This is a genomic window from Pseudenterobacter timonensis (assembly GCF_900021175.1).
Taxonomy (GTDB): Bacteria; Pseudomonadota; Gammaproteobacteria; order Enterobacterales; family Enterobacteriaceae; genus Enterobacter; species Enterobacter timonensis.
The window spans coordinates 400250-420419 of the sequence record NZ_FCOP01000011.1; the positions used below are offsets into that span (position 1 = coordinate 400250).

Here is a 20170-nt window from a genome sequence, read left to right on the forward strand (position 1 = left end):
CCAACGATAAAAACAGGAAAGCAGAGGTGGGACAGAGAATCCCGGTCACGCTCGGCACTATCGCGCCGCTGGCAGTGAAACCCTTTCGTCCCGGACGGCTGGCGCTGGTCTGCGAAGGCGGGGGGCAGCGAGGCATTTTTACGGCCGGGGTACTGGACGAATTTCTGCGCGCGCAATTCAACCCTTTCGACCTCTTTTTCGGCACCTCTGCCGGGGCGCAAAATCTTTCCGCCTATCTCTGCAACCAGCCGGGCTATGCGCGCAAAGTGATCATGCGCTACACCACCTCGCGGGAATTTTTTAACCCGGTGCGCTTTGTGCGCGGCGGAAACCTGATCGATCTCGACTGGCTGGTGGAGGCGACCGCCCGTGAAATGCCGCTGGCGATGGACACCGCCGCGCGACTGTTCGACAGCGGCAAAGGGTTCTGGATGTGCGCCAGCCGGGGAGATGACTATACGCCGGGCTACTTTGCGCCGCAGAAAGAGAATTGGCTGGATATTATTCGCGCCTCCAGCGCCATTCCCGGCTTTTATCGCAGCGGCGTGGCGCTGGACGGAATCAACTATCTCGACGGCGGCATTAGCGACGCGGTGCCGGTGCAGGAGGCGGCGCGGCGCGGAGCTGAGACCATCGTGGTGATCCGCACCGTGCCTTCTCAGATGTATTACACCCCCCAGTGGTTTAAGCGCATGGAGCGCTGGCTTAGCGAAAGCAGCCTGCAGCCGCTGGTTAATATTGTCCAGCAGCATGAAACCACCTACAGCGCGATGCAAAATTTTATTGATAAACCGCCGGGCAAACTGCGGATCGTGGAGATCTACCCGCCGAAGCCGCTCCTCAGCATGGCGCTTGGCAGCCGACTGCCCGCCCTGCGTGAAGATTATAAAACCGGGCGGCTGTGCGGGCGCTATTTCCTGGCGACGATGGGGAAACTGCTGGCGGAGCGTCCTCCGCTGCGCCGCCATACGCCGCGGCCCTCCATCGTGGTGCCACCCGCGGCGGTGGCTAACGATGCGGTGCCCCGTCCGCTTGTCGACATTCCTCAGGCGAACGATATCCCCTTCGACAACGAGGATCTGGCGTGACATACCGTTTTATCGACACCCACTGCCACTTCGATTTTCCCCCCTTTGCAGGGGAGGAGAGCTCCGCTATCGCCCGCGCGGCGCAGGCGGGGGTGAAGGCGATTATCGTCCCCGCTATTGCGCAGGCGTACTTTGACCGCGTCCTGCGGCTCGCCAGCGCCCATCCGGCGCTTTATGTTGCGCTGGGGCTGCACCCTATCGTGATTGAGCAGCACCGGGATGCGCATCTGGAAAAGCTGGATGACGCGCTCGCACAGGCGGGGGAAAAGCTGGTGGCGATAGGCGAGATCGGCCTCGATCTTTATCGTGACGACCCACGCTTTGCGCGCCAGGAGGCGATACTGGACGGTCAGCTCACGCTGGCAAAACGTCACGATCTGCCGGTGATCCTCCACTCACGTCGCACCCATGACAAGCTGGCGATGCATCTTAAGCGCCACGATCTTCCGCGTACCGGCGTGGTGCACGGTTTTGCCGGTAGCCTGCAACAGGCACAGCGGTTTGTCGGGCTGGGCTATAAGATTGGCGTCGGCGGCACCATTACCTACCCGCGCGCCAGCAAAACCCGTGACGTGATGGCCCGTCTGCCGCTCTCAGCGCTACTGCTGGAAACCGACGCCCCGGACATGCCGCTCAACGGGTTTCAGGGGCAACCGAACCGTCCGGAACAGGCGGCCCGCGTCTTTACCACACTCTGCGAACTGCGCGATGAACCAGCGGATGAGATCGCCGACGCGCTGCTGCGTAACACCCGCGATCTGTTTGGTATCGCGCTATAGGTAGAGCGGCGGACGAATGACGTTAATCTGCCGCGCCTCCAGCTCCTGCGCCAGCGGCTCGATGTCTTCCGCCGTCGCGCTGCGCCAGCCTGCCGCCTCACCCACCACACCATGATGATGAAAGGCGTTGATGCGCACCGGCACACCCCCTGCGGTATGGATAAACGCCGCCAGCGCCGGAAGATGCGTCAGATAATCGCTGCGATCCGGGATAACCAGCAGGCGCAGCTCCGTTAAGCGCTGATGCTGCCCCAGCCAGCGGATGCTCGCTTTGACCGGTCCGTTGTCGCGCCCGGTGAGAAGGCGATGATGCTCGTTGTCCCAGGCTTTCAGGTCAATCATCGCACCGTCCATCACGGGCAGCAGCTTTTGCCAGCCGGTTTTGTTAAGCAGCCCGTTACTGTCTACCAGGCAGGTCAGGTGGCGTAGCGCCGGATCGCCTTTCATCGCATGAAACAGCGCCAGCAGAAACGGCAGTTGGGTGGTTGCCTCGCCGCCGCTCACCGTTACCCCTTCTATAAATGGCGCGGCGCGGCGAAGCTGATCGATTATCGCCTCGACGCTCAGACGTTGCGCCATCGGCGTAGCCCGCCGGGGACAGAGATGCAGGCAGGTATCGCACTGCTGGCAGCGATCTTCCCGCCACCCGACGCGCCCGTCCTGGAGTGTCAGGGCCTCGTTGGGGCAGGCGGCTACGCAATCGCCGCAGTCGTTGCAGCGGCCTATCGTCCACGGATTGTGGCAGGTTTTGCAGCGCATATTGCACCCCTGCAGGAAGAGAACCAGGCGGCTGCCCGGTCCGTCCACGCAGGAGAAGGGGATGATTTTACTGACTAAAGCGCATCTGCTGTTCATGGCTTACCACGCGCGGCTGGCGCTCCAGAATTCGGGTGTTGCGCGCGGCTTCTTCTCCCAGCCATGTGGTATTAAGACGCGAGCCCTCGGCGCGATATTTTTCCAGATCCGACAGGCGCACCATATAACCGGTCACGCGTACCAGATCGTTACCCGCCACGTTAGCGGTAAACTCGCGCATTCCTGCTTTAAAAGCACCGAGGCAAAGCTGAACGACCGCCTGCGGGTTGCGTTTGATGGTTTCGTCCAGCGTCAGAATGTCGCTGATCCCGGCGTGATAGTAAGCGTGATGTGGCGCTACGGCGAGCAGATGGGTAATTGGATCCGGTTCGTTGCCGTAGGGTAGCCGTGCGCCCGGAGTGGTCCCGCTATCGGAGCTGATGCCTGACTGGGCGTGCAGCAGGGCGCGCTGCTTCCAGCCGTGTTTCACCGGATGCTGCTCAACAAAGGCGGCAAGCTGCCCGCTGATGCGATAGCCCAGCGCGTTGGCCTGTGGATCCTGGCCGTAACGCCCCTTCAGCCCCGCCTTTTCGCAGAGCAGGTTGACCGCCTCAGCAAGGCCGTACATGCCAAACATCGGTACAAAACGATCGGCGGAGATCAGCCCCTCTTTCATCAGAAAGCTATGCTCAAAGAAGCCGGACTGCTGATAAAGAAAGTCGCAGCGGGCATCGATAATGGCGATCTGCTGTCGGCAGTAGTGGGGAAGCTGACGATCGAAAAAATCTTCTGGCGAGGCGCTGCGTTCGGCGATGGCCTTCAGATTGAGGCGCACCAGCGTACTGCCGCCGCCGCCCAGCGGCAGGGAGTTGTAACAGCTCACTACCCCATAGCCGCCTTTTGTGAAAATTTTATCATTTATCGGGCCGTTGGAAATATGCGGTTTACTGCATGCGCAGATGTTTTTGGCTACCTCCAGCAGCAGCTCATCCGGGGTAATCTCGGGATCGTAAATAAAGGTGAGATTAGGCGACACCTGCTTTAACTCGGCGTCAGCGCGTAAAATTGCGCGGGTAACGGGGCCATCCGCCGGGCCGATATTGGCATGAACAAAGGCGTCCGGCAGCGTTCTGTCGAGGTAGCGCCAGAAACGTTTTATTCGAATATCGATCGCCTCTTGTGTTAGAATTTTAACATAAGGCTGCAGCAATGTATCCAGATGACCGAGAAAGACCGGCAGGGATGTAACAGAAGGAACATGATGGTAAAGGATAGTGAGCAGAGAGAGCGCGTCATCCAGATCCTTTGCCCCTTCCAGCTCCAGCCATTCGGACCCCTTCGCCAGAAATCGGGCGTAGTCGGGCAGTACGTAGCGCGGTTTGTACGGGGCGTGGCCCTCGAACATATCGCAGATGACCCCCTCATCAAGCGCGGCGCGGGCCGCCTGGGGGAGCTCAGGGTAGGGGAGCGCGTTTTCCGCTTCCAGCGCCAGGAAATGGCGTTTCTGCGCGGGCGTCAGCGCCGGGCTGGTCACAATCTGCTGGCAACGTTGTTGCAAGGCGTCGGGTTGAGAGAGGGGCATATCAGCCTCCTTAAACGATCGGCGAGAAGGGCGCAGATTGTAAAAAACGATCCCGCTGCGGCTTTTGATCCGGCGCGGGAGAAGCGCAATTGTTCGTCTGTTTAGACGTAAAAGTTTGACGAATGTCTCGTTACAGTAATGCAAAGTTGTATGAAGTTTTCATTAACTGTGATGAATGTCGAAGTGCTGGTGCGGGTAAATGTTAAAATAGTCACAGACCCGCAAGGTGAAAATTTATACGGCAATGCCGTTGGAGAATGTTATGACCGACTTAACTGCAAGCAGCCTGCGCGCATTAAAACTGATGGACCTGACCACGCTGAACGATGATGACACCAATGAGAAAGTCATCGCCCTGTGCCATCAGGCTAAAACGCCGGTGGGCAACACCGCGGCTATCTGCATTTATCCGCGCTTTATCCCGATTGCCCGTAAGACGCTGAAAGAGCAGGGCACGCCGGAAATCCGCATCGCCACCGTTACCAACTTCCCGCACGGGAATGACGATATCGAGATCGCCCTGGCGGAAACCCGCGCGGCGATCGCCTACGGCGCGGATGAAGTGGATGTGGTATTCCCGTATCGCGCGCTCATCGCGGGCAACGAGCAGGTCGGTTTTGACCTGGTGAAAGCCTGTAAAGAGGCCTGCGCGGCGGCAAACGTGCTGCTTAAAGTGATCATCGAAACCGGCGAGCTGAAAGAAGAGGCGCTTATCCGTAAAGCGTCTGAAATCTCTATCAAAGCTGGCGCTGATTTTATTAAGACCTCTACCGGTAAAGTGCCGGTTAACGCCACGCCGGAAAGCGCGCGCATCATGATGGAAGTGATCCGCGACATGGGCGTTGAAAAAACCGTGGGCTTTAAACCGGCGGGCGGCGTACGTAGCGCCGAAGATGCGCAGCAGTTCCTGGCGATTGCCGACGAGCTGTTCGGCGCAGAGTGGGCGGATTCCCGCCACTACCGCTTCGGTGCATCCAGCCTGTTGGCAAGCCTGCTGAAAGCGCTGGGTCACGGCGACGGTAAGAGCGCCAGCAGCTACTGATTGCCAGTCAATGCCGGATGACGCTTCGCTTATCCGGCCTACAGGATCGTAGGGCGGGTAAGCGTAGCGCCACCCGCCACAATTCACCTGATTCCTCATGGGGGTTACCGTGTTTCTCGCACAAGAAATTATTCGTAAAAAACGTGATGGTCTTGCCCTGAGCGACGAAGAGATCCGCTTCTTTATCAACGGCATTCGTGACAACACCGTCTCTGAAGGACAGATTGCTGCCCTGGCGATGACCATTTTCTTCCACGATATGGCGATTGAGGAGCGAGTCTCGCTGACCATGGCGATGCGAGATTCAGGAACTGTTCTGGACTGGAAAAGCCTTAACCTCAACGGCCCGATTGTGGACAAGCACTCCACCGGTGGCGTGGGCGATGTGACCTCGCTGATGCTTGGCCCCATGGTGGCAGCCTGCGGCGGCTATATTCCGATGATCTCCGGGCGCGGCCTGGGGCATACCGGCGGTACGCTCGACAAACTGGAAGCGATTCCGGGCTTCGATATCTTCCCGGACGACAACCGCTTCCGCGACATTATTAAGGACGTGGGTGTAGCGATTATCGGGCAGACCAGCTCGCTCGCACCGGCGGACAAACGTTTTTACGCCACCCGCGACATTACCGCGACGGTGGACTCCATTCCGCTGATTACCGCCTCGATTCTCGCCAAAAAGCTGGCGGAAGGGCTGGATGCGCTGGTGATGGATGTGAAAGTGGGCAGCGGCGCCTTTATGCCGACCTACGAGCTTTCTGCCCAGCTTGCCGAAGCCATTGTCGGCGTGGCGAATGGCGCCGGCGTGCGTACTACCGCGCTGCTCACCGATATGAATCAGGTGCTGGCCTCCAGCGCCGGTAACGCGGTGGAAGTGCGCGAAGCGGTGCAGTTCCTGACAGGCGAATACCGTAACCCGCGCCTGCTCGAGGTCACGATGGCGCTCTGCGTGGAGATGCTCATCTCCGGCAAGCTGGCCCGCGACGATGCGGAAGCCCGCGCGAAGCTCCAGGCGGTGCTGGATAACGGTAAAGCGGCGGAAATTTTTGGCCGCATGGTGGCCGCGCAGAATGGCCCGACTGATTTTGTCGAAAACTACGCGAAATATCTGCCAACCGCGACCCTCAGCAAGGCGGTCTACGCCGATAGCGAAGGCTTCATAAGCGCGATGGATACCCGCGCGCTGGGAATGGCGGTGGTCTCCATGGGCGGCGGACGTCGTCAGGCATCGGACACTATTGATTACAGCGTCGGCTTCACCGATATGGCCCGTCTGGGCGACAGCGTTGATGGCCAACGTCCGCTGGCGGTCATTCATGCGAAAGATGAGGCCAGCTGGCAGGAGGCGGCGAAAGCGGTGAAAGCGGCAATATCTCTTGACGATAAAGCACCGGAAACCACGCCGACGGTCTATCGTCGTATCACCGAATAGCGGTATACTGATCTGATCGCATTTTTATGAAGCACTACGTACGGAGAAAAATTATGAAACGTGCATTTATTATGGTGCTGGACTCATTCGGCATCGGCGCAACCGAAGATGCAGAACGTTTTGGTGACGTGGGTTCCGATACCCTGGGTCATATCGCGGAAGCCTGTGCTAAAGGCGAAGCGGATAACGGTCGTAAAGGCCCTCTGAACCTGCCAAATCTGACCCGCCTCGGGCTGGTAAAAGCGCATGAAGGCGCTACCGGTAAAATCGCAGCCGGTATGGACGGCAACGCGGAAGTGGTGGGCGCTTACGCCTGGGCGCACGAGCTCTCCTCCGGTAAAGATACCCCGTCTGGTCACTGGGAAATCGCCGGTGTGCCGGTGCTGTTCGACTGGGGCTACTTCTCCGATCACGAGAACAGCTTCCCGCAGGAGCTGCTGGATAAGCTGGTAGAGCGCGCTAACCTGCCGGGCTACCTCGGTAACTGCCACTCTTCCGGCACCGTGATTCTGGACCAGCTCGGCGAAGAGCACATGAAAACCGGCAAGCCGATTTTCTACACCTCCGCAGACTCCGTGTTCCAGATCGCCTGCCACGAAGAGACGTTTGGCCTGGATAAACTCTATGAGCTCTGCGAAATCGCCCGCGAAGAGCTGACCGAAGGCGGCTACAACATCGGCCGCGTTATCGCGCGTCCATTTGTGGGCGACAAGGCGGGTAATTTCCAGCGTACCGGTAACCGTCACGACCTGGCCGTTGAACCGCCGGCGCCGACCATTCTGCAAAAGCTGGTTGATGAAAAAGCGGGGCAGGTGGTATCTGTCGGTAAGATCGCGGATATCTACGCCAACTGCGGCATCACCAAAAAAGTGAAAGCGACCGGCCTGGACGCGCTGTTTGACGCCACCATCCAAGAGATGAAAGAGGCGGGCGACAAGACCATCGTCTTCACTAACTTCGTTGACTTCGACTCCTCCTGGGGCCACCGTCGCGACGTAGCGGGCTACGCTGCTGGTCTTGAGCTGTTTGACCGCCGTCTGCCGGAGCTGATGGAGCTGGTGGGTGAAGATGATATCCTGATCCTCACCGCCGACCACGGCTGTGACCCGACCTGGACCGGGACCGATCATACCCGCGAACACATTCCGGTGCTGATCTACGGCCCGAAAGTGAAACCAGGTTCGCTCGGTCATCGCGAAACCTTCGCGGATATCGGCCAGACGCTGGCGAAGTACTTTGGTACGTCTGATATGGAATATGGCAAGGCCATGTTCTGATGTCATTGCCCGGGTCGCACAGCGATCCGGGCTTACGGTCTTGTAGGCCGGGTAAGGCGCTGCCGCCACCCGGCAAAAACAATAATGAAAAGGAACTGAAGATGGCAACTCCTCACATTAATGCAGAAATGGGCGATTTCGCTGACGTCGTTTTGATGCCTGGCGACCCGCTGCGCGCGAAGCACATTGCAGAAACTTTCCTTGAAGATGTCCGTGAAGTGAATAACGTGCGCGGCATGCTGGGCTTCACCGGGACCTATAAAGGCCGCAAAATCTCCGTGATGGGCCACGGCATGGGTATCCCTTCCTGCTCCATCTACACCAAAGAGCTGATCACCGATTTCGGCGTGAAAAAGATCATTCGCGTCGGCTCCTGCGGCGCAGTACGCGCTGACGTGAAGCTGCGCGACGTGGTGATCGGCATGGGCGCCTGCACCGACTCGAAAGTGAACCGTCTGCGCTTCAAGGATCATGATTTCGCGGCGATCGCTGACTTTGGTATGGTGCGTAACGCGGTAGACGCGGCCAAAGCGCTGGGCGTGGAAGCCCGCGTGGGCAACATCTTCTCCGCCGATCTCTTCTACACCCCGGACCCGCAAATGTTCGACGTGATGGAGAAATATGGCATCCTGGGCGTGGAGATGGAAGCGGCGGGGATCTACGGCGTGGCGGCGGAGTTTGGCGCGAAGGCGCTGACCATCTGCACCGTCTCTGACCATATCCGTACCCACGAGCAGACCACGGCGGCGGAACGTCAGACGACCTTTAACGACATGATCAAAATCGCGCTGGAATCCGTTCTGCTGGGCGATAAAGAGTAAGATCTTCTGTATGCCGGGGGGCGGCTTCGCCTGACCCGGCCTGTAGTTTTCCAGGCCCGCTAAGCGCACCGCCAGCGGGCTTTGTTATTAGCGCACCGCCCTGGCTATCCACGCCGACAGCTCCCGCAGCTCTTTTTCCTGTTCCGGGAAGTCAACCAGCAGCGCATCGCACGCCTGTTGCAGCATATCCGACCGGTATAAACAGCCCTGCAAACGACCAGCAAGCGCCTCCAGCGGCCCAGGATTGAGGCTGTCGGTAAAGATCTGCGCACGGGTGATATGCCCTTTCTCCACGTCAAAATGGAGTTCGACGCCGCCCCAGGTAAAGCGCTCGTCCAGCAGATGAGAGAAGGCAGGCGCCTGGCCGAAATTCCACTCCCAGCTGCTCTGGCGGGCGAAGGTCTGCGCGAAGTTCGGCAGATCTGGGGCTTTATCCGGGGAGATCACCTCCGCCTCAACGCGCTCGCCATAATAGTCAAAAAAGGCGTCGCGTACGGCCGCGCAAACCTGTTCATGGGTGATGCCCGGCAGCAGGTCGACAAGATTGGCGACGCGGCCACGTACGGAGGTAATGCCTTTGGCCTGCAGTTTTTTCTTATCCGGGTTGAGATAGTTCGCCAGCCGGCTGAGATCTGCATTAAGCAGCAGCGTACCGTGATGGAAGCCGCGATCGTTGGTTTCGCGATAGGCGGAACCGGAGACTTTTCGGTCGCCCTCTGGCGTTTTTACCACCAGATCGTTACGCCCGGAGGCCTCTGCCGTCACGCCGAGCGCGTTCAGCGCGTTCAGTACAATAGTCGTGGAGATCGTTTTGTCATACTCCGGCTTGCCCGCCATAAAGGTAAAGCAGGTGTTGCCGAGATCGTGAAACACCGCGCCGCCGCCGCTGCTGCGACGCGCCAGCCGCACGTTATCTTCCTCCATGCGGCGGGTATTGCACTCTTTCCACGGATTTTGCGCCCGGCCTATCACCACCGTATCGGCATTGCGCCACAGGAACAGTACGCGCTGGGTGGCGGGCATCTGGCGGAAGATGCACTCCTCTACCGCGAGATTGAACCAGGGATCGTAAGAGTCAGAAATAAGCAGGCGTAATGTGGTCATGAGGTTTCCTTTTTACCGTCTGCCCCCATATTAACGACAAAGCCGCGAACGTGCAGCGCTTACGGCTCTTTCTTCTCGCTCTCTTCCTCTTCCGGAACCGAGCGGCTGGCGGTCAGGAGGAAAGGGGACTGCTGCCAGCGGGTACGCTTGCCCTGCAGCAGCGTGCGGGTCAGCACCACGCCAATCGCCAGCGACAGGAGCAACATCAGGCGAAGAATATTGGTGGTGTTATCGACCTGCCTGGCTTCAGTGGGCAGGGTATGGGTATCCAGCGTCAGGCGAAGATAGCCGAGCGGGCCGCTTTTCCCGGCGATGGGCTCGACCAGCTGCTGATTAAAGTAGCCGCCCGCTTTTTTACCGTCCAGCGCCAGGCGATCGCGCACGTTGACATGCTCGCCCGCGCGGGCGATGAGGCTGCCCTCTTCGTCATAAACGCCAGCGTCGAGGATACGGCTTTCATCCGTTAACTGTTTGAGAATAGTGCCGATGCGTTTTTCATCCGGCGTTTCGCTGCGCATCAGCGGCGCAAGACTCAGCGCCACCTGACGCGCCAGCGTGTGGGCTAACTCCTCAAACTGCGGATTACGCTGCCTCTGGTGGTTCTGGCTGAACCACGATGCGCCCTGCATTAACAGCACCAGTAATGCGAGGCAGGATAAGACAATCACCGCACGGTGAAGCCGGAATTTCAGTTTTGCGCGAGCCATATTCCACCTGCTGAAAATTTACGGCTTAATGTTGCCAGAAGTGATGGTTACAAGGTAGCCTCATGCGTTATTTTCACCCTGGACTCTTCCGGCACGAACGAACTTACAGGAGCTTGAATGCCGAACATTACCTGGTGCGACCTGCCCAACGACGTCTCTTTATGGCCAGGATTGCCGCTCTCTTTAAGTGGTGATGAGGTGATGCCTCTCGACTACCACGCGGGTCGTAGCGGCTGGCTGCTGTATGGCCGCGGGCTGGACAAGCAGCGCCTGACCCAGTATCAGACGAGCCTTGGCGCGGCGATGGTTATTGTCGCCTCCTGGTGCGTGGAAGATTATCAGGTGATCCGTCTGGCGGGCTCCCTGACCCAGCGTGCGACCCGGCTGGCGCACGAGGCGGGACTGGATGTGGCGCCGCTTGGCAAAATCCCGCATCTGAAAACGCCGGGCCTGCTGGTGATGGACATGGACTCCACCGCCATTCAGATCGAATGTATCGATGAAATCGCTAAACTTGCCGGTACCGGCGAGATGGTGGCGGAAGTGACGGAGCGCGCCATGCGTGGCGAGCTGGATTTCACCGCCAGCCTGAAGCAGCGCGTGGCGACGCTGAAGGGGGCCGACGCCAACATCCTGCGCCAGGTTCGCGATGAGCTGCCGCTGATGCCGGGGCTGACCCAGCTGGTGCTCAAGCTGGATGCGCTGGGCTGGAAGGTAGCGATCGCCTCTGGCGGTTTTACCTTTTTTGCCGACCATCTGCGCGACACGCTGCGCCTGACCACCGTGGTGGCGAACGAGCTGGAAATCCGGGACGGCAAGCTCACAGGCCAGGTGATTGGCGATATCGTCGATGCGCAGTTCAAGGCGAATACGCTGCTGCGGCTGGCCAATAAATATGAGGTGCCCCTCGCTCAGACGGTGGCGATTGGCGATGGCGCCAACGATCTCCCGATGATCAAGGCCGCGGGGCTCGGCATCGCGTATCATGCAAAACCGAAGGTGAACGAAAAGACGGAAATCACCATCCGTCATGCTGACCTGATGGGGGTGTTCTGCATCCTCTCGGGCAGCCTTAATCAGAAATAGTGATATGCGCCTGCAGGCCGGGTAAGCGACAGCGTTATCCGGCACACAGGCCGCACTGAAATAACGAGGTAAACGTGGCGAAAGCTCCAAAACGCGCATTTGTATGTAATGAATGTGGTGCGGATTATCCGCGCTGGCAGGGGCAGTGCAGCGCCTGCCATGCCTGGAACACCATCACGGAAGTGCGTGTCGCCGCATCACCCACCGTCGCCCGCAACGAACGCCTGAGCGGATATGCAGGCAGCGCGGGCGTCCCGAAAGTCCAGAAACTCTCGGAAATCAGCCTGGAGGCGCTGCCGCGCTTCTCCACCGGCTTTAAAGAGTTTGACCGCGTGCTCGGCGGCGGCGTTGTGCCGGGCAGCGCGATTCTGATTGGCGGTAACCCCGGCGCGGGGAAATCGACGCTGCTGCTGCAAACGCTGTGCAGGCTCGCCGAACAGATGAAAACCCTCTACGTGACAGGGGAAGAGTCCCTGCAGCAGGTGGCGATGCGTGCGCACCGCCTCGGGCTGCCGACCGCCAATCTGAATATGCTTTCAGAAACCAGCATCGAGCAGATCTGCATGATTGCAGAAGAGGAGCAGCCGAAGCTGATGGTGATCGACTCTATCCAGGTGATGCATATGGCGGATATTCAGTCGTCGCCGGGTAGCGTCGCCCAGGTGCGCGAAACCGCCGCTTACCTTACGCGCTTCGCCAAAACGCGCGGCGTGGCGATTGTGATGGTCGGCCACGTCACCAAAGATGGCTCCCTGGCGGGGCCGAAGGTGCTAGAGCACTGCATCGACTGTTCGGTACTGCTGGATGGCGACGCCGACTCCCGTTTTCGAACCCTGCGCAGCCACAAAAACCGCTTCGGCGCAGTGAATGAGCTGGGCGTATTCGCCATGACCGAGCAGGGGCTGCGTGAGGTGAGCAATCCGTCAGCCATCTTCTTAAGCCGCGGCGACGAAGTGACCTCCGGCAGCTCGGTGATGGTGGTCTGGGAGGGCACCCGTCCGCTGCTGGTGGAGATTCAGGCGCTGGTGGATCACTCCATGATGGCGAACCCGCGTCGCGTGGCTGTGGGTCTGGAACAGAACCGCCTGGCGATCCTGCTGGCAGTGCTGCATCGTCACGGCGGTCTGCAAATGGCCGACCAGGATGTCTTTGTAAACGTGGTAGGCGGCGTGAAGGTCACCGAAACCAGCGCCGACCTGGCGCTGCTGCTGGCGATGGTTTCCAGCCTGCGCGATCGCCCGCTGCCGCAGGATCTGGTGGTCTTTGGCGAGGTGGGGCTGGCGGGGGAGATCCGTCCGGTGCCGAGTGGCCAGGAGCGCATCTCCGAAGCGGCGAAGCACGGCTTTAAGCGCGCGATTGTACCGGCGGCGAATGTGCCGAAAAAGGTCCCGGAAGGGATGCAGGTTTTTGGCGTGAAAAAGCTGGCGGATGCGCTAAGCGTCTTTGACGACTTATAATTACTCATTCGATTTTGCAGGAGGCACCGTAATTGACGTCGTCATTTGACTATCTGAAAACCGCTATCCGTCAGAAGGGCTGCACCCTGCAGCAGGTGGCGGACGCCAGCGGCATGACCAAGGGCTACCTGAGCCAGCTGCTGAACGCCAAGATCAAAAGCCCCAGCGCGCAGAAGCTCGAAGCGCTGCACCGGTTTCTGGGGCTTGAGTTTCCGCGCCTGCACAAAAACGTGGGGGTGGTATTTGGTAAGTTCTATCCGCTGCATACCGGCCATATCTACCTGATTCAGCGCGCCTGCAGCCAGGTGGATGAGCTGTATATCATCATGGGCTATGACGAGAAGCGCGACCGCGCGCTTTTTGAAGAGAGCGCCATGTCGCAGCAGCCCACGGTGCCGGACCGTCTGCGCTGGCTGCTGCAGACCTTTAAGTATCAGAAAAATATCCGCATTCACGCCTTCAATGAAGAGGGGATGGAGCCCTACCCGCACGGCTGGGATGTCTGGAGCAACGGCATAAAAGCGTTTATGGAAGAGAAAGGGATCCAGCCGAACTGGATCTACACCTCTGAAGAGTCCGATGCGCCGCAATATCTGGAACATCTCGGGATCGAAACGGTATTAATCGATCCTAAGCGTACTTTTATGAACATCAGCGGCGCGCAGATCCGCGAAAACCCGTTCCGCTACTGGGAATACATTCCTACCGAAGTGAAGCCGTTTTTCGTGCGTACGGTGGCGATACTGGGGGGCGAGTCGAGTGGCAAATCGACGCTGGTCAATAAGTTAGCCAACATCTTCAACACCACCAGCGCGTGGGAGTACGGGCGCGACTATGTCTTTTCCCACCTCGGCGGCGACGAGATGGCATTGCAGTATTCCGACTATGACAAAATTGCGCTGGGCCACGCCCAGTATATTGATTTTGCGGTGAAATATGCCAATAAGGTCGCTTTCGTCGATACCGACTTCGTCACTACCCAGGCGTTTTGTAAAAAATATGAAGGGCGCGAGCACCCCTTTGTGCAGGCGCTGATTGATGAATATCGCTTTGATCTGGTGATTTTGCTGGAAAACAACACGCCGTGGGTGGCTGACGGGCTGCGAAGCCTGGGCAGCTCGGTGGACCGGAAAGAGTTCCAGACCATGCTGGTGGAGATGCTGCACGCCAACAACGTGGAGTTTGTGCACGTGGAGGAGTCCGATTACGACGCGCGTTTCCTGCGCTGCGTGGAGCTGGTGAAGGCGTTAATGGGAGAGCAGAGGTGAGCGCTTTTTCCCCCTCACCCTAACCCTCTCCCCGGAGGGGAGAGGGGAGAACCTGTGCTTAGACTGCTTTCTCCGCTCCCCCTCACCCTAACCCTCTCCCCGGGGGGGAGAGAGGATAGCCTGTGCTTAGACAGCTTTCTCCGCTCCCCCTCACTCTAACCCTCTCCCCGGGGGGAGAGGGGATAGCCTGTGCTTAGACAGTTTTCTCCGCTCCCCCTCACCCTAACCTTCTCCCCGGGGGGGAGAGGGGAGAGCCTATGCTTAGACAGCTTTTCCCCGCTCCTCTTTGGGAAAGGGCCGGACAGTTTTTCCCCGCTCCTCTTTGGGAAAGAGCCGGACAGTTTTTCCCCCTCTCCCCTCTGGGGAGAGGGCCGGGGTGAGGGGCATTCCATCCAGCAAAACAACCTCCGCACAGGGTGAACAATATGTTTAAACAGCTTCAGGATATGGCGCTTTTTGCGCTGGTGGCGGAGTGCGGCAGTTTTACGGCTACGGCGCAAAAGGTCGGGCTGCCGAAATCGAGCGTCAGCCAGCGCATCAGCCAGCTTGAGCAGCAGGTGGGGATCCGCCTGATTAATCGCACCACGCGCAGGCTTAACCTGACCTTCGCCGGGGAGCACTATCTGGTGCACTGTCGCGAGATGCTGGCGGCGAGCGAACGTGCGGAGTATGCCATTCAGCGCCTGCGGGATAACCCCAGCGGGCGGCTGAGGATGACCTGTCCGGCGGGCATTGGCGCGACGCTGCTGGCACATCTGAACGCCAGCTTCCAGCGCCACTACCCGGACGTCTCGCTGGAGGTCAATATCTCTGACGACGTGCTGGATCTGGTCAAGACGGGATTTGATATCGCCTGGCGTACCGGCAAGCCGCAGGATTCCTCCCTCATTGGTCGCAGGATTGGCTACTGCCCGCGCTTTATGCTCGCCTCTCCCGACTACCTGGCCCGCTTTGCGCCGCTGGAGCATCCGCGCCAGCTGGTGGAGCATCGCTTTATCACCCATAAATCCTGGTCTGAATGGCTGTTGCAGCGTGATGATGAAAACTATCGCCATTTAGCCGATAACGCCCATTTTACCGATAACCTGGTCTATGCCCGGGAGAGCGCCCTTGCCGGAGCCGGAATCACGCTGCTGCCCGCGTTTATGCTGGAGGATAAGGTGGAGCAGGGCGCGCTGGTGCCGGTAATGCCTGAATGGAAGGTGGAAGGCAATGAGCTATGGCTGGCCTACCCGAGCCGCAAACTGAACTCGCCTGCGCTGATGAGCTATATCGACTTTGCGATGCAGTCTGATGAGGTGAAGCGGTATTACGTGGACAGGTAAAAAAGCCGGGTGGCGCTCACGCTTACCCGGCCTACAGTTTCGTGCAGTTTCCAGGCCGGGTAAGGCGAAGCCGCCACCCGGCACTCGGGCACTTACTTAGCGATACGCTTGTACTTGATACGCTTCGGCTCCAGCGCATCGGCGCCGAGGGTGCGTTTCTTGTACTCTTCGTACTCGGTAAAGTTACCTTCAAAGAACTCCACTTTCCCTTCATCCTGATAATCCAGAATGTGGGTGGCGATACGGTCGAGGAACCAACGGTCGTGCGAGATAACCATCGCGCAGCCAGGGAACTCCAGCAGGGCGTTTTCCAGCGCGCGCAGGGTTTCGATATCCAGGTCGTTGGTCGGTTCATCAAGCAGCAGCATGTTGCCGCCAACCTGCAGCAGCTTCGCCAGATGCAGACGGCCACGCTCCCCGCCGGAGAGCTCGCCCACGCGTTTGCCCTGATCGACGCCCTTGAAGTTAAAGCGGCCCACGTAGGCGCGGCTTGGCATCTCGGTGTTGCCGATCTTCATGATGTCCAGCCCGCCGGACACCTCTTCCCAGACGGTTTTGCTGTTGTCCATTGCGTCACGGAACTGGTCAACGGAGGCCAGCTTGACGGTTTCACCGAGGGTGATGGTACCGCTGTCCGGCTGTTCCTGCCCGGACATCATACGGAACAGGGTCGATTTACCCGCGCCGTTCGGACCGATGATCCCGACGATAGCGCCCTTTGGTACGGAGAAGCTCAGATCGTCGATCAGCACGCGATCGCCGTAGGATTTCCGCAGGTGGCTCACCTCAACGACCTTATCGCCCAGACGCGGTCCAGGCGGAATAAAGAGTTCGTTAGTTTCGTTACGCTTCTGGTATTCGGTGTTGTTCAGCTCTTCAAAGCGTGCCAGACGGGCTTTACCCTTGGACTGACGGCCTTTAGTGCCCTGACGCACCCACTCCAGCTCCTTCTCAATGGATTTACGGCGAGCCGCTTCCTGAGAGGCTTCCTGCGCCAGACGCTGATCTTTCTGCTCCAGCCAGGAGGAGTAGTTACCTTCCCATGGAATACCTTCCCCACGGTCAAGCTCGAGGATCCAGCCCGCCACGTTGTCGAGGAAGTAACGGTCGTGAGTGATCGCCACGACGGTACCTTCGAAGTCGTGCAGGAAGCGCTCCAGCCAGGCCACGGACTCAGCGTCCAGGTGGTTGGTCGGTTCGTCCAGCAGCAGCATGTCCGGTTTTTCCAGCAGCAGGCGGCAGAGCGCTACGCGGCGACGTTCACCCCCGGAGAGATTCGCTACTTTAGCGTCCCAGTCCGGCAGGCGCAGCGCGTCGGCGGCGCGCTCCAGCTGCACGTTCAGGTTATGGCCATCGTGGGCCTGGATAATCTCTTCCAGCTTGCCCTGCTCAGCGGCCAGCTTGTCAAAGTCCGCATCCGGATCGGCGTAGAGCGCATAAACTTCGTCCAGACGTTTCAGGGCGCCAACCACTTCTGCCACCGCCTCTTCGATCGACTCGCGAACGGTATGCTGCGGGTTCAGCTGCGGCTCCTGCGGTAGGTAGCCGATTTTAATGCCGGGCTGCGGGCGCGCTTCGCCTTCGATATCTTTATCGATACCGGCCATGATGCGCAGCAGGGTGGACTTACCGGCACCGTTGAGGCCCAGAACGCCGATCTTGGCGCCCGGGAAGAAGCTCAGCGAGATATTTTTAAGAATATGACGTTTCGGCGGAACCACCTTGCCGACACGATGCATGGTATAAACGAATTGAGCCACGTTGGACTTCGCCTCTTTTATCGTAAAAAAATAGTATTCAGCTGCGAAGTGTAGCCTTTTTCCCGGGCTAATCCCAGCCAGGAACCGCGCGAGTGTTAACGGGCGCAGGAATGGTAAAAAAATATGCAGAACGTGGCGCGTTGCGCGATGTCTGGTTAGCATAAAGTAATTAGACGTTATGGCGGCACGATGCTGCATTTGATGAAAAAACAATGAGGGAGAGCGTGTGAGAAAAGCCAAACAGGTAGCCTGGCGACTGCTGGCGGCGGGCGCGTGCGTGCTGGCGATGAGCAACGCCGTGCGGGCCGATTCACTGGATGAACAGCGTAGCCGCTATGCGCAGATCAAGCAGGCGTGGGATAACCGGCAGATGGAGACCGTACAGGCGCTAATGCCGACCCTGAAGGAATATCCGCTTTACCCCTATCTGGAGTACCGTCAGATTACCGACGATCTGATGAACGAACCGACAATCACCGTCAGCAATTTTATCCAGGCTAACCCGACGCTGCCTCCGGCGCGCACGCTGAAGTCCCGCTTCGTCAACGAGCTGGCACGGCGCGAGGACTGGCGCGGCCTGTTGGCCTTCAGCCCCGATAAGCCGGGCACCACCGAGGCGCAGTGCAATTACTATTATGCGAAATGGGCCACCGGTCAGCAGGAAGAAGCCTGGGCGGGCGCTAAAGATCTGTGGCTGACCGGTAAAAGCCAGCCTAACGCGTGCGATGCGCTGTTCAGCGCGTGGCGTGCCTCCGGCAGACAGGATCCGCTGGCGTATCTGGAGCGGATTCGTCTGGCGATGAAGGCGGGAAATACCCGTCTGGTGACCGTGCTGGCAGGGCAGATGCTGCCAGACTATCAAACCATCTCCACTGCCGTTATCCAGCTGGCAAACGATCCTGAGACCGTGTTGACCTTCGCCCGTACCACAGGGGCAACCGATTTTACCCGCCAGATGGCGGCGGTCGCCTTTGCGAGCGTGGCGCGTGACGACGTAGAAAACGCGCGGCTGATGATCCCGCAGCTGGTGCAGGCTCAGCAGCTTAATGAAGATCAAACTCAGGAGCTGCGCGATATCGTCGCCTGGCGGCTGATGGGCAATGATGTCACTGACGAACAGGCGCGCTGGCGCGACGATGCCATTATGCGTTCGAACTCCACCTCGTTGGTTGAACGCAGGGTGCGCATGGCGCTGGGCGCTGGCGATCGCCGTGGTCTCAACACCTGGCTGGCCCGTCTGCCGATGGATGCCAAAGAGAAAGACGAATGGCGCTACTGGCAGGCCGATCTGCTGCTGGAGCAGGGGCGCGAGGATGACGCGAAAACGATCCTCCACGCCCTGATGCAGGAGCGCGGCTTCTACCCGATGGCGGCCGCTCAGCGTCTCGGCGAGGCCTATACGCTGAAAATCGACAAAGCGCCTGCGGGCCAGAACCCGGCGCTGGTAAACGGGCCGGAGATGGCGCGCGTACGCGAGCTGATGTACTGGAATCTGGATAACACCGCGCGCAGCGAGTGGGCTAACCTGGTAACCAGCCGGAGTAGCGCCGAAAAAGCGCAGCTGGCCCGCTATGCGTTTGATAATCGCTGGTGGGATCTGAGCGTGCAGGCGACCATCTCCGGCAAGCTTTGGGATCAGCTTGAAGAGCGTTTCCCGCTGGCCTACCGGGATCTCTTCGAACGATACACCCGCGGGAAAGATATTCCGCCGAGCTACGCGATGGCCATCGCCCGTCAGGAGAGCGCCTGGAATCCGAAAATTAAATCACCGGTCGGGGCCAGCGGCCTGATGCAGATTATGCCCGGAACCGCCACCCATACGGTGAAGATGTTCAATATCCCCGGCTACAGCAGCTCGTCACAGCTGCTCGATCCTGAGACCAATATCAACATCGGCACCAGCTATCTGCAGTATGTCTACGAGCAGTTCGGCAATAACCGGATCTTCGCCTCGGCGGCCTATAACGCAGGACCGGGACGCGTGCGCACCTGGCTTGGCAACAGCGCCGGGCGTATTGATGCCGTGGCGTTTGTCGAGAGCATCCCCTTCTCGGAGACGCGCGGTTATGTGAAGAATGTGCTGGCCTATGACGTCTATTATCGCCACTTCATGGGAGAGAAAGAGCCGCTGCTGAGCGATGCCGAGTGGCAGAGACGTTACTGATAATGCCGGGTTGTGGTATTATTGTACTCGTTTAAGAGTACAACAGGCGGCATACCATGACCCAGCATTCCCCTTATTCCTCGGCGATGGCCGAACAGCGCAATCAGGAGTGGCTTCGTTTTGTGGAGTTGCTCCGTCACGCTTACGAACAGGATCTGCATCTTCCTCTTCTGCAGCTTATGCTCACGCCCGATGAGCGCGAGGCGCTCGGTACGCGGGTGCGTATTATCGAAGAGCTGCTGCGGGGGGAGATGAGCCAGCGGGAGCTCAAAAATGAGCTTGGCGCGGGCATCGCGACCATCACTCGCGGCTCAAACAGCCTGAAATCGGCGCCGGTGGAGCTGCGCCAGTGGCTGGAATCGGTTCTGCTGAATAATAGCTGACAGCGGCCCGGCTTTTACGCCCGGAGGCGCTTCGCTTACCGGGCCTGTGCCAGCCCTAACCGCAGGCCGGATAAGGCGCAGCCGCCATCCGGCTTTTAAC

17 protein-coding genes are annotated in these 20170 nt (G+C 59.1%); 12 read left to right on the plus strand and 5 right to left on the minus strand.

Translation table 11 applies throughout. From position 1 onward, the window contains the following. The first annotated feature begins 26 nt into the window (after positions 1-26). Both BN3796_RS08260 and BN3796_RS08265 read left to right on the plus strand, forming a co-directional pair. On the plus strand, positions 27-1088 hold the full coding sequence (locus BN3796_RS08260) for a patatin-like phospholipase family protein (RefSeq protein WP_061707885.1): 1062 nt from the start codon (positions 27-29) through the stop codon (positions 1086-1088). Continuing rightward, entirely contained in the window at positions 1085-1867 is a 783-nt protein-coding gene (locus BN3796_RS08265) for a TatD family hydrolase (protein WP_061707886.1), read from the plus strand. The genes BN3796_RS08260 and BN3796_RS08265 overlap by 4 nt, the downstream gene beginning before the upstream one ends. Here BN3796_RS08265 and BN3796_RS08270 read toward each other — a convergent pair. Both BN3796_RS08270 and BN3796_RS08275 read right to left on the minus strand, forming a co-directional pair. Beyond that, on the minus strand, positions 1862-2722 hold the full coding sequence (locus tag BN3796_RS08270; protein WP_061707887.1) for a YjjW family glycine radical enzyme activase: 861 nt from the start codon (positions 2720-2722) through the stop codon (positions 1862-1864). The genes BN3796_RS08265 and BN3796_RS08270 overlap by 6 nt on opposite strands. Then, a complete protein-coding gene (locus BN3796_RS08275; RefSeq protein ID WP_061707888.1) occupies positions 2694-4244 on the minus strand; it encodes a YjjI family glycine radical enzyme in 1551 nt (516 codons plus the stop codon). Before BN3796_RS08275 ends, BN3796_RS08270 begins: the two co-directional genes overlap by 29 nt. A 262-nt stretch (positions 4245-4506) precedes the next feature. Between BN3796_RS08275 and deoC the strand changes: the two genes are divergently transcribed. The 4 genes from deoC (at position 4507) to deoD (ending at position 8816) form a co-directional block, all read left to right on the plus strand. Further along, a complete protein-coding gene (gene deoC / locus BN3796_RS08280; protein WP_061707889.1) occupies positions 4507-5286 on the plus strand; it encodes a deoxyribose-phosphate aldolase in 780 nt (259 codons plus the stop codon). A gap of 109 nt (positions 5287-5395) precedes the next feature. Beyond that, positions 5396-6718 carry a thymidine phosphorylase gene (gene deoA, locus BN3796_RS08285; RefSeq protein WP_061708825.1) on the plus strand — a complete coding sequence of 441 codons (1323 nt, stop codon included), beginning with the start codon at positions 5396-5398 and terminating at the stop codon, positions 6716-6718. 53 nt (positions 6719-6771) lie between these two features. Next, positions 6772-7995: a phosphopentomutase gene (gene deoB / locus BN3796_RS08290; protein ID WP_061707890.1), complete on the plus strand. Its 1224-nt coding sequence runs from the start codon at positions 6772-6774 to the stop codon at positions 7993-7995. A 101-nt stretch (positions 7996-8096) separates the two neighbouring features. After that, positions 8097-8816 carry a purine-nucleoside phosphorylase gene (deoD, locus tag BN3796_RS08295; protein WP_061707891.1) on the plus strand — a complete coding sequence of 240 codons (720 nt, stop codon included), beginning with the start codon at positions 8097-8099 and terminating at the stop codon, positions 8814-8816. Positions 8817-8903: 87 nt separating this feature from the next. Here the strand turns inward: deoD and lplA are convergent, their stop codons facing one another. Both lplA and BN3796_RS08305 read right to left on the minus strand, forming a co-directional pair. Next, positions 8904-9920, minus strand: a complete 1017-nt coding sequence (lplA, locus tag BN3796_RS08300; protein WP_061707892.1) for a lipoate--protein ligase LplA — start codon at positions 9918-9920, stop codon at positions 8904-8906. A 59-nt stretch (positions 9921-9979) separates the two neighbouring features. Continuing rightward, positions 9980-10627, minus strand: coding sequence for a YtjB family periplasmic protein (locus tag BN3796_RS08305; protein ID WP_061707893.1), 648 nt, complete (start codon positions 10625-10627; stop codon positions 9980-9982). Positions 10628-10744: 117 nt separating this feature from the next. On the opposite strand from BN3796_RS08305, the gene serB reads away from it, so the two are divergent. The 4 genes from serB (at position 10745) to BN3796_RS08325 (ending at position 15763) form a co-directional block, all read left to right on the plus strand. Beyond that, positions 10745-11713, plus strand: a complete 969-nt coding sequence (gene serB / locus BN3796_RS08310) for a phosphoserine phosphatase (RefSeq protein WP_061707894.1) — start codon at positions 10745-10747, stop codon at positions 11711-11713. 74 nt (positions 11714-11787) lie between these two features. After that, positions 11788-13170 carry a DNA repair protein RadA gene (gene radA / locus BN3796_RS08315; RefSeq protein ID WP_061707895.1) on the plus strand — a complete coding sequence of 461 codons (1383 nt, stop codon included), beginning with the start codon at positions 11788-11790 and terminating at the stop codon, positions 13168-13170. Positions 13171-13202: 32 nt separating this feature from the next. Further along, complete coding sequence (gene nadR / locus BN3796_RS08320; RefSeq protein WP_061707896.1) at positions 13203-14438, plus strand: multifunctional transcriptional regulator/nicotinamide-nucleotide adenylyltransferase/ribosylnicotinamide kinase NadR; 1236 nt, start codon at positions 13203-13205, stop codon at positions 14436-14438. Between the two features lie 425 nt (positions 14439-14863). After that, complete coding sequence (locus BN3796_RS08325) at positions 14864-15763, plus strand: LysR family transcriptional regulator (RefSeq protein WP_061707897.1); 900 nt, start codon at positions 14864-14866, stop codon at positions 15761-15763. Positions 15764-15855: 92 nt separating this feature from the next. Here BN3796_RS08325 and ettA read toward each other — a convergent pair whose 3' ends face one another. Continuing rightward, the gene (gene ettA, locus BN3796_RS08330) at positions 15856-17523 is read right to left on the minus strand and encodes an energy-dependent translational throttle protein EttA (protein WP_061707898.1); all 1668 of its coding nucleotides are present in this window, start codon (positions 17521-17523) and stop codon (positions 15856-15858) included. A gap of 226 nt (positions 17524-17749) precedes the next feature. On the opposite strand from ettA, the gene sltY reads away from it, so the two are divergent. After that, on the plus strand, positions 17750-19687 hold the full coding sequence (sltY, locus tag BN3796_RS08335) for a murein transglycosylase (protein WP_061707899.1): 1938 nt from the start codon (positions 17750-17752) through the stop codon (positions 19685-19687). 56 nt (positions 19688-19743) lie between these two features. Continuing rightward, positions 19744-20070, plus strand: coding sequence for a trp operon repressor (gene trpR / locus BN3796_RS08340; protein WP_061707900.1), 327 nt, complete (start codon positions 19744-19746; stop codon positions 20068-20070). The last annotated feature ends 100 nt before the right edge of the window (positions 20071-20170 follow it).